General features: G+C 51.7%; 7 protein-coding genes and 1 tRNA gene (1 of these 8 running past the window's edge). 7 read left to right on the top strand and 1 reads right to left on the bottom strand.

The window, feature by feature from the left end:
- The 4 genes from HQ50_RS00595 to HQ50_RS00580 form a co-directional block, all read left to right on the top strand.
- Positions 1-1,482 carry the 3' portion of a T9SS type A sorting domain-containing protein gene (locus tag HQ50_RS00595; protein WP_018965114.1) on the top strand. Its footprint begins 33 nt before the window's first position, so 1,482 of the gene's 1,515 nt are visible here — the last part of the coding sequence; the start codon falls outside the window, past its left edge; the stop codon is at positions 1,480-1,482.
- 371 nt (positions 1,483-1,853) lie between these two features.
- On the top strand, positions 1,854-3,755 hold the full coding sequence (gene dxs / locus HQ50_RS00590) for a 1-deoxy-D-xylulose-5-phosphate synthase (protein WP_039427563.1): 1,902 nt from the start codon (positions 1,854-1,856) through the stop codon (positions 3,753-3,755).
- Positions 3,756-3,809: 54 nt separating this feature from the next.
- Positions 3,810-5,150, top strand: coding sequence for a Trk system potassium transporter TrkA (gene trkA / locus HQ50_RS00585; RefSeq protein WP_039419434.1), 1,341 nt, complete (start codon positions 3,810-3,812; stop codon positions 5,148-5,150).
- Positions 5,151-5,177: 27 nt separating this feature from the next.
- Positions 5,178-6,641, top strand: a complete 1,464-nt coding sequence (locus HQ50_RS00580) for a TrkH family potassium uptake protein (RefSeq protein WP_039427561.1) — start codon at positions 5,178-5,180, stop codon at positions 6,639-6,641.
- Positions 6,642-6,841: 200 nt separating this feature from the next.
- Here HQ50_RS00580 and HQ50_RS00575 read toward each other — a convergent pair.
- A tRNA-Cys gene (locus tag HQ50_RS00575) sits at positions 6,842-6,912 on the bottom strand.
- Positions 6,913-7,071: 159 nt separating this feature from the next.
- Here HQ50_RS00575 and mtaB point away from each other — a divergent pair.
- From mtaB to HQ50_RS00560, 3 genes are read left to right on the top strand one after another with little or no spacing between them, the layout of a single operon-like run.
- Complete coding sequence (gene mtaB / locus HQ50_RS00570; protein ID WP_039427559.1) at positions 7,072-8,406, top strand: tRNA (N(6)-L-threonylcarbamoyladenosine(37)-C(2))-methylthiotransferase MtaB; 1,335 nt, start codon at positions 7,072-7,074, stop codon at positions 8,404-8,406.
- On the top strand, positions 8,403-9,320 hold the full coding sequence (locus HQ50_RS00565; protein ID WP_018965119.1) for a lysophospholipid acyltransferase family protein: 918 nt from the start codon (positions 8,403-8,405) through the stop codon (positions 9,318-9,320). Before mtaB ends, HQ50_RS00565 begins: the two co-directional genes overlap by 4 nt.
- Positions 9,317-10,327, top strand: a complete 1,011-nt coding sequence (locus tag HQ50_RS00560) for a glycosyltransferase family 2 protein (RefSeq protein ID WP_039427556.1) — start codon at positions 9,317-9,319, stop codon at positions 10,325-10,327. The genes HQ50_RS00565 and HQ50_RS00560 overlap by 4 nt, the downstream gene beginning before the upstream one ends.
- Positions 10,328-10,434: the final 107 nt, after the last annotated feature.

Raw genomic sequence — 10,434 nt, 5'->3', positions numbered from 1 at the left:
GTACTGTCTCTGTGTGCTGCCACCGTCTCGGCTCTTGCAGTGGGGCAAGCCGGTACAGCTCCGATTCAGTCCATTCACGCTTCCGACCGCACATCTGTCCGCGAATCTCAGGATATAGCCGACGAATGGAGTGCTGCCATGCCCCAAACGACATGGAGCAGTCATGCCGATATCAGTTGGTACACAGCAGAGGGTACGGAATTTACCCTCACGACGCCACAGCAATTTGCCGGTTTGGCCAAACTCGTCAATAGCGGCAAATCCATGAAAGGCGTGACCATCAAACTGGGTAATGACGTGGACTTTTCGGCCCATCGCTTCGACGAGGTGATTGGTAAGAATAATGACAATCCCTTTTCCGGCATTTTCGATGGAGCTAATCATACAATATCGGGTGTAATGATCAGTGATCCGACCTTGGGTTTTATCGGATTCTTCGGACAAACGAATCAGGCTGTTATCCGCAATACGATCATTCGCAATGCTACGGTCGTAGGCTCTGCTCCTGCCGGAGCTCTTGTTTGCAACATCTACAACAAAGGGCTCGTGAGCAACTGCCATGCCTACGACTGTCGAGTGGTTTCCGCCCGATTCGAAACGAGCTTCGGTGGTAGTGGTGCCGGCTCTTTGGTCGGAGGCCTTTTGAATGAGTCGAGGATTGAAAACAGCTCTGCTACTCGTGTGGAAGTCTATAGCCAGGGACAAAGTGGAGCTTTCATTTCACAGGCTTATAACCTCTGCGAGGTGACTAATTGCTTCGTGGCCGATAGCAAGGTGATCGCAGACGTCGGGTTGATCGGTGGATTTGTCGGCGTAAACTTTGCTTTCTTCCCCGGAACCGAGTCTACTTTCTCCAACTGCTATGCTCTCAATGTGGAAGTCGCATCGCTCGACAGTGGTGATCAAGCCGTTCTCGGAGGGTTTGCCGGTCAGGTATCAGCCAACTTCATTGCCAAGCACTGCTACGTGTCAGCCAAAGTAACAGGTGGGAAAAATCCGGGTGCTTTTGTCGGTATGACGGCAGACGAATCCATGAACTGCAAATACGACGGTTGCTTCTACAACAACGAACAAAACCCGGGTATGGTCGGCATAGGGAACGGCGTCGAAATCCCTGCCATCGCAGGTATGCCGGAAGCGGCAATGAAGACGGCCGATATGGCTGCCAAGCTCAATGCAGATCAAAATCCTGCTCCCTGGCTTCAGGCAAATGACGTGAACAACGGTTGGCCGTATCTCAAAGACAACAAACCGGTAGTAACCTCTCTGGCTGCTCCCATGTTCCATGACATCCGTATTTGGGCTGCTGCCGGTCGGATATTCATAGCAGGTGCTCCTGTGGGCACATCTCTTCAGGTGTACGATATGCAAGGGCGTCGGATTTATAATGAGGCTGCTTTTGCCGATCATGATATTGCGGTTTCATCCGGTATATATATCGTACGAGCAGGCGAAAGCATCGTTAAGGTACTCGCTCCCTAACGGTCAAAGCCGATATGATCCAATCGTATCCTGTACGAACGATTTGTTTGTCTCAAGTCATTCGTGCAGGATTCTTTTTTTTCTTCATGGAGCAGGCGGAATAGCCTATGATCTCTCGCCTCGGTCTTATGAACTGAAAAACGCTCCGATCGTGGTGTCAGGGCTATCGCATTTGAAAATTTTTAGTCTCTTCCCTATAGAATTTGAATCTCTGACATATGAAATCATGGTTGTTTTGATAATTGAACGTAGCAATCATGAGGTTTAGATGTACATTAGTGGTTCAAATGCGATTGCCCTGATCGTGGAGTATAGGAGGTCTTGATAATAATCCGATATGATTACCTTTGTAGAAACGAAAAAGTATCAAGATGGAAGTCCGTCTAACGACTCTAATCGATCATATAAATTCCCCGGCTGATCTTCGCGCACTGAAACCTGAACAGCTGCCACAAGTGTGCCGCGAACTGCGCCGCTACATCTTGGAGGTGCTGTCGGTGACCCCCGGTCATCTTGGATCCAGCTTGGGCGCGGTGGATTTTACGGTGGCTTTGCACTATGTATTCGATACGCCCTACGACCGGATCGTATGGGACGTGGGGCATCAGGCCTATAGCCATAAGATCCTGACAGGCCGGCGCGAAGCCTTCCGACAATTGCGCCAATGGGGAGGCGTCAGCGGTTTCCCTTCTCCAAAAGAAAGCGAATACGATACTTTCCCTGCAGGACATGCCTCCAACTCTATCTCTGCAGCACTCGGGATGGCGGTGGCTTCGGCTGTCAAGGAAGAGAAGCGGAAGGTGATAGCCGTCATAGGAGACGGCTCCATGACAGGAGGAATGGCTTTTGAAGGATTGAATAATGCTTCCTCTTTTCCGAACAATCTGCTGATCATCCTCAATGACAATAATATGTCCATCGACAGGAATGTCGGAGGGCTGAACCGCTATATGGTGGACATTCTCACCAGCAAGACGTACAATACGATTCGCTACGACCTTTATAAGGGCTTGCGAAAAATCAATCTGATCAGCGAGACGAACAGAAAGAACCTCCTGCGCTTCAACAACAGCTTCAAGGCACTGCTGGCACGCGAGAGCAATTTGTTCGAAGGATTCAGCATCCGGTATTTCGGCCCCGTCGATGGCAATAATGTACTCCGTCTGGTGGAAGTACTCAATCAGATCAAGGATATGGCCGGGCCTAAGATCCTGCACCTGCGAACGATCAAAGGTAAGGGCTACTCTCCGGCCGAGAAACAAGCTACGATCTGGCATGCACCGGGCGAATTCGACATCAAATCGGGAGAACGCAAGAAAGTAGAGAGCAACCCCGAGCCACCGAAGTTTCAGGATGTATTCGGCCATACGCTCGTAGAGCTGGCGGACCGGGACGAGCGCATCGTGGGGGTCACTCCGGCCATGCCGACAGGTTGCTCCATGACTTTCCTGATGAAGAAATACCCGAAGCGAGCGTACGACGTTGGAATCGCCGAAGGGCATGCAGTCACGTTCTCGGCCGGTTTGGCTAAGGAGGGTCTGATCCCGTTTTGCAATATATACTCTTCTTTCCTCCAAAGAGGATACGATCAGGTGATTCATGACATAACCCTGTCCGGTGCGCATGTAGTGCTTTGTCTCGACCGTGCCGGTCTGGTAGGCGAGGACGGTGCCACACACCACGGGGTGTTCGATATGGCTTTCCTCAGATGCGTGCCGGACATAGTAGTGGCTTCTCCGTTGAACGAACACGAACTGCGCAATTTGATGTTGACTGCATACAAGGGCTATAACGGGCCCATGGTGATCCGTTATCCCCGTGGCAAAGGCGTCCTGACGGACTGGCACAACACTCCGCGATTGGTCGAAATAGGGCTAGGACGCTGCCTGACGGAGGGTGAAGCTGTTGCCTTCCTCTCCATAGGCCCGATAGGCAATATGGTGCAGAAGGTAGTGAGGCATTTGGCCGAGAAAGGCGTATCCGCTGCTCATTACGATATGGTATTCCTCAAGCCGCTTGACGAAGATATGCTGCACAGCATCGGGAAGAAGTTCGATACGATCGTTACTATTGAAGACGGTTGCATTCAAGGTGGATTCGGGACAGCCGTCATGGAGTTTATGGCCGATCATGACTACAGCCCCCGTATCAGACGGGTGGGAGTACCCGATCGCTTTATCGAGCAAGGATCTGTGCCCGAACAATATGCTGACTGCGGCATGGATGCAGATTCTTTGTTGCGCCTGACTGAAGAGCTTCTGTTACATTCGTAGAGGGAGGGCGAGGAGGAGACTTCATATGGATCTCACTAATCTTAATGTAGCAAGATGAACATTGTCATAGCCGGTGCCGGCGAGGTGGGTACACATTTGGCAAAGATGCTTTCGCAGGAGGACCAGAACATCATCCTGATCGATCCCAATCCCAAACGTTTGGAAGTGGCTGCTATGCGCACGGAACTGCTGCCTCTTGTGGGCAATCCGCTTTCTCCTTCGGATTTGATTCAGGCCAATGTGAAGTATACCGATCTATTCATCAGCGTAATGCCGGAAGAGGCGGACAACATCTTGGCTTGTGCCCTCGCTTCACGCTTGGGTGCTTCGAAAACATTGGCGCGCATCAACAACAACGAATTCCTGAAACCTGATATGGTACAGTACTTCCGTGATATGGGAGTCCATACGATGGTTTATCCCGAGCTCTTGGCTGCAAGGGAGATCGTATCGACCATCAAAAATCCATGGGCACGCCAATACGTGGAGCTGTTCGATGGAGCCTTGGTGCTTGTGGGGGTGAAGGTTCGTGAAGGTGCATATATCGTAGGGAAATATCTTCGTGAACTGACTCGAAAAGAAGGCAAAATCTTCCATATTGTCGCCATCAAGCGTGACCTCGATACCATTATTCCGAAAGGAAACACGCAGATATTGCACGGTGACATCGTATTCTTTGCAACGGCGCAAAACCAATTGGATGAAATTCGCAAGCTGGCCGGCAAAGACAATCCGCCCGTCCACAAAGTGGTGATCATGGGTGGTAGCCGCATAGCCATCCGATCCATAGAGATGATCCCGCGGAACATACAAGTGGCGATCATCGAGAAAGACAAGGAAAAGAGCATGCGTATCAGTGCCATTGCTCCCACCAACGTGCAGGTCTACAACGGTGATGGTCGAGACTCGGACATCCTTTTGGAAGCCGGTTTGGATCAGGCCGATGTTTTCATTGCTCTGACGGAAAATTCTGAGACGAATGTCCTCGCCTGCTTGGGGGCCAAGCGTTTCGGCGTATTCAAGACCATTGCCAAGGAGGAGAATATAGACTACATTTCGTTAGCTGACCGTCTTGACATCGGTACGCTTATCAACAAAAAACTTTTGGCTGCCGGCTCCATTTTCCGCATATTCCTTGGCGAAGACACGAGTACGGTGAAGTGCCTGACACTCGCCAATGCTGACGTAGCCGAACTCGTAGCGCACCGCGGAGCACCCGTTACCAAACGACCTGTGAAAGACCTGAACATTCCGGAGGGAATAACGTTCGGCGGCATGGTGCGCAATGGTGTTCCACAAATGATCCATGGCGATACAGTGATCGAACCATATGACCATGTCGTCGTATTCTGCTTGAATACACCGTTGAATATTCTGAGAGATTTCTTCGGCTAATCTTCCTCATTGCCAAGTCTGGGCAGTATGTTGCAGCACATCAATTTCAAATTCGTCTTCAAGGTGGTAGGCACTCTATGCCTGTCCGAGATTCTCTTTCTGTTGATTTGTCTGGGCATATCCGTCTACTACAAGGGGAGCGATCTGCTGCCTTTTGTTTACACCATAGGAGTGATGGCTGCGGTAGGTTCCTGTTTTTACCTGCTGGGGTGCCGTGCTCGTATGAACAACGCAAGTCGGCGCGAAGGGATGCTTACTGTCACGCTGACGTGGCTGATCCTATCGCTTGTCGGCATGCTTCCTTTTGTTTTCGGTGGATATACTCCCTCCGTGACGGATGCTTTCTTCGAGACCATGTCCGGCTTCACGACCACAGGAGCCACGATATTCCCCGAAGTGGAGTCTTTGCCCCCAGGCATTCTTTTTTGGCGTAGCATTATGCAGTGGCAGGGCGGTATCGGTATCGTAGTCTTTACGGTAGGGCTGCTCCCAATGCTCGGTGCCGGAAGTGCCGTTTCGCAGATATACAATGCGGAAACCACGGGCATCATCCACGATCGTTTTCTGCCACGCATCCGTCAGGTGGCACGTCGGCTTTGTGGTGTCTATATCCTGAGTACTACCGTGCTGATTCTCCTCCTCTGGTTGGGACCGATGGGGCTGTTCGATGCCATTTGCCACGCTTTTACATGCATTTCCACGGGAGGCTACTCCACGCGCAACAGCAGTATCGCGGAGTTTCAATCCTCATACATAGAGTATGTCACCTCGTTTTTCATGTTCTACGGCAGCCTAAGCATCACGCTTCAGTACTTTCTGCTGGTAGGGAAACCCAGGAAACTGATTCGTGATGAGGAAATGCGCACTTTTGTCGTCCTGACCCTTTGTGCCGTTTTGATCACGACACTATGGCTTTTGTATAGGGGGGAATATCCGAGCTTGGAGGAAAACTTCCGACATGCACTCTTCCAAACCTATTCCATCATCAGTACCACCGGCTATACTACGGCCGATTATTTCTCGTGGGGGCCTTTCTTTTGGAGTATAGCTATCGTGATGATGATTGTCTGTGGCTGTGCCGGATCGACGACGGGAGGGATCAAAATCAGTCGCCTCGTTGTCCTGATGAAAAACCTGCGCAACGAATTCAAGAAGCGTACTCACCCTAATCTGATGGTACCGGTACGAATCAATGGGATTATCATCACGGGACCATTGGTCAGTCAGGTACTCGCCTTTGCTTTTCTCTATTTCCTGCTGATTTTCTGCAGCATCATCCTCCTCACACTTGATGGCATGGACTTTGTCGCTGCAGTCGGTTCGGCCGTATCGGCCATGGGTAACGTGGGTCCCGGATTCGGCGACTACTACGGCAACTTCAGTCAGGCCGGAGACTTCTCCAAGTGGATTCTTTCTTTCTTGATGCTCACCGGACGTCTGGAAGTTTTCACCGTTATTTCCATTCTCCACCCTGCTTTCTGGCGCAGATAGAGCCTTTTCCTCTCAGAACTTCGGGTACCCCTATAGGCTATAGAATGGAGTATGGCATAAGCCTCCATTTCGTTTTCGTATTTCACGAGAGCGGTACAGTCCCGTTCTACGCTTCCTGCGCGTCATCCAGAAAGCAAAATAAAGAAAAGGGAAAAGAAAAAAGGCCTCTCAAGCTCTGTAGCTTAAGAGACCTTTTGAAGAGGTTCGTGGCGGACTCGAACCGCCGTAGACGGTTTTGCAGACCGTTGCCTAACCACTCGGCCAACGAACCATGCTGAGGTTTGCGTCTGCAAAGAAAAGGTTTTTATTCGAGATTGGCAATGTTTTTCGAATTTTAATCAGGTTGGTCGCGCCAAAACAGATCCGTTTTTGGGTGGAGAAAGCCGAAATATCTGTCCCACCGTCTCAAAAAGCAGTAAATTTGCGCGGTATGACAGATGCTTTCATCTTTGAAAACAAAAAAGCGGCTTTCCTGACTCTCGGCTGCAAGCTGAACTTCGCAGAGACCTCGACTATCGGAAAAGCTCTCGCTGAGCAGGGCGTACGACCCGTGCGAGAGGGCGAAAAGGCCGATATATGCGTGGTCAATACATGCTCCGTAACGGAGTTGGCCGATAAGAAATGCCGCAATGCCATTCGCAAGTTACATAAAGAGCATCCGGGTGCGTTGATGATCGTCACCGGCTGCTATGCCCAGCTCAAACCGGAGGATATAGCTCGAATAGAGGGAGTGGACATCGTGCTGGGAGCCGATGAAAAGCTCGACCTCGTAAATATCCTCAGCCAAAGACCGATACAAGGCTTTGCCGAGCAGACTATTCTCACGACCCCTACAAAGGATATTCGCAAATTCCAACCCGGCTGTTCGGCGGACGACCGCACACGCCATTTCCTCAAAGTACAGGACGGATGCGACTATCACTGCTCTTACTGTACGATACCCAAAGCTCGCGGACGAAGCCGAAACGGGTCGGTAGAGTCTCTCGTTCGGCAGGCCGAGGCCGTAGCTGCAGAGGGAGGAAAGGAGATCGTACTTACGGGGGTCAATATAGGAGATTTCGGGCGCAGTACGGGGGAGACATTCCTCGATCTCTTGCGTGCTCTGGATCAAGTGGAAGGCATCGAACGATACCGAATCGGTTCTATCGAGCCAAATCTTCTTTCGGATGAGCTTATCGAGTTCTGTGCATCGGCATGCCGTATCGCTCCGCATTTCCATATGCCGCTTCAGAGCGGATCCGACGATGTACTCAAGCTCATGCGTCGCCGGTACGACACGGCTCTCTTTCGGGAGCGAGTGGAGCATATCCGCAGGGCATTGCCCCATGCCTTCATCGGGATAGACGTCATTGTAGGTACGAGAGGAGAGACGCCCGAATTCTTCGAAGACTGCTACAGCTTCCTACGGGAGAAGATTTCTTTCAGCCGCCTGCACGTTTTCACCTATTCGGAGCGTCCCGGCACCCAAGCTCTGCAAATACCTTATAAGGTAGATGCTCGAGAGAAGCAACGCCGTAGCCGCAGCCTGCTGGATCTGTCCGATCTCCGGCTTGCCGAGTTTTATCGCTTCCAAGAGGGGACGCACCGGCGAGTGCTGTGGGAGGATGTTTGCCACGAGGGACTGATGCAGGGCTTCACGGAGAACTACGTCCGCGTAGCGGCTCCCTATGCTGCAGATTCTGTCGGCAAGGTGGAAGAGGTCGTATTGGGCAAAACCGATGCAAGCGGTGAATATGTGCTGACAGCCGATACCGTATTCCAATGAAAGCGACACCTCCCTTTTCCTATTATTTGCTGTTAGGCCTGACGTATATGCAGGCAGTGCTGCCGCTATGGATGGTGCGGTTGCAGAGCCGTATCCTGGCAGGGCTACTGCACACAGTCGTTCGCTACCGGAGAAAAGTGGTGCGTGACAATCTGACTCGCTGTTTCCCCGAGAAATCTTTACCGGAAATACGCCGCATCGAACGCCGATTCTACTATAATTTCACGTACCAAATCCTGAGTTCTTTCAAACTCCTGACTTATTCAGAGGCACAACTCCGCCGCCACATCTCATTCGAGAATCTTGATGTCCTGATCCGCTTGCGAGCCGAAGGGCACCCGGCCATTCTCCTGATGATGGGGCATTTCGGCAACTGGGAGTATTTTTCCGGCAGTCAGGCCATCATCAAAGATTTGGGCTTGCAGATCTATCAGATCTTTCGCCCGTTGAAAAGCACTTCTTCCGATCTGCTCATGCATCGCATACGGGAGCGATTCGGTTCGCGTGGGATAGCCAAACACGATGTGCCGCGCGAGCTCCTCCGGCTTGTCCGCAATCCTATTCCGACAGAGACTCCGCTGGTTATCTTCATAGCCGACCAAAGTCCGGCCTATGCCGGCTCATACTGGACTACTTTCTTCGACAGAGAAACGGCTTTCTTCAATGGGACGGAGAAGCTTAGCCGCAAGTTCTCTCTGCCCGTAGTCTATATGGATGTGGAGAAAACGGGGCGCGATGCTTTCACCGGCACCATCAAGCTCCTGCACCATCCTCAGGATAACAGTCCCGAAGGCAGTATTACGGAGCAATATGTCCGCCTGATGGAGACCACTATCCGTCGCGATCCGTCGCAATGGCTTTGGAGCCACCGCCGTTGGAAACGTCCCCGACTGCATAATACCCCCCAGTCATGACAACCGCAGTCATCATCCTCAATTGGAACGGGCGTAAGATGCTGGAGGAGTTCCTCCCCTCTCTTATAGCACATACGCCACGACAATCGGCGCGCCTCATCGTAGCTGATAATGGCTCAACGGACGACTCCGTGGAATTTCTCCGTCGCAGGTATCCACAGGTGGAGCTGATCCTTTTCCCGGAGAACTACGGCTTTGCCGAAGGCTACAACCGCGCCATCGCACAGACCGAATGCGACTGCGTGGTGCTGCTCAATAGCGATGTGGAGGTGACCGAGGGGTGGCTGGATGCTCCGCTTGCATTGCTCCGAGAGCGAAACGATGTTGCCGCTGTCCAACCCAAAATCCGCGCTCTTCGAGACAAGCACGCGTTCGAGTACGCCGGAGCTGCCGGCGGCTATGTAGACCGCTGGGGCTATCCCTTCTGCCGCGGGCGTATCTTCGACACAGTAGAAACTGATACCGGCCAATACGATGATACGACAGAGGTGTTCTGGGCTTCCGGCGCAGCCCTTTTCATTCGCCGACAAGTGTATATGGCGGTAGGAGGACTGGATCCTCGTTTTTTTGCTCATCAGGAGGAGATAGACCTCTGCTGGCGGCTCCATAGCCGTGGCTGGCGCATAGCCGTAGCACCCGGTTCTACTGTTTTCCATTTGGGAGGAGGTAGCCTCGACATGAAAAATCCGCGCAAAGTGTATCTCAACTTCCGAAACAATCTGCTGATGCTGTACAAGAATTTGCCGGAAACAGCTCTCAAACCCACCATGCGCATCCGCGCTCTGTTGGATTTCCTCTCCGCCATGGTTTTCTTGCTCACCGGCAAATTCCGCCATATGCAGGCCGTTTTTCGTGCACGCAGCGACTTCCGCCGTATGCGACCGGACTTCTCCTCTTCCCGTTCCGAGAATCTTCTCCTCGGCTCCATCCCGGCACCGATGAAGCCCTATTCCATTGTCTTCCAATTCTATATCCGCCGGCGAAAAACATTCTCTCGCTTTCCTTGATCTTCTCCCTCCTGCGCAAAAATTTTCTCATTTATATTTGGTTTATAATACAAACTAATTTATATTTGCATCAGGAGCGGTAAGAAATGCCTTGCGGAGGCATTTTC

Origin of the sequence: Porphyromonas sp. COT-052 OH4946 (assembly GCF_000765965.1) — a bacterium.
Taxonomy (GTDB): domain Bacteria; phylum Bacteroidota; class Bacteroidia; order Bacteroidales; family Porphyromonadaceae; genus Porphyromonas; species Porphyromonas gulae.
Note: the sequence above shows the minus strand (reverse complement) of the source record. Positions and strands in the feature narration are given on the sequence as shown.

Excerpts from the sequence above, each read along its gene's own strand:
- dxs (WP_039427563.1), top strand. The coding sequence starts at position 1,854 with ATGGAAGTCCGTCTAACGACTCTAATCGATCATATAAATTCCCCGGCT.
- trkA (WP_039419434.1), top strand. The coding sequence starts at position 3,810 with ATGAACATTGTCATAGCCGGTGCCGGCGAGGTGGGTACACATTTGGCA.
- HQ50_RS00580 (WP_039427561.1), top strand. The coding sequence starts at position 5,178 with ATGTTGCAGCACATCAATTTCAAATTCGTCTTCAAGGTGGTAGGCACT.
- mtaB (WP_039427559.1), top strand. The coding sequence starts at position 7,072 with ATGACAGATGCTTTCATCTTTGAAAACAAAAAAGCGGCTTTCCTGACT.
- HQ50_RS00565 (WP_018965119.1), top strand. The coding sequence starts at position 8,403 with ATGAAAGCGACACCTCCCTTTTCCTATTATTTGCTGTTAGGCCTGACG.
- HQ50_RS00560 (WP_039427556.1), top strand. The coding sequence starts at position 9,317 with ATGACAACCGCAGTCATCATCCTCAATTGGAACGGGCGTAAGATGCTG.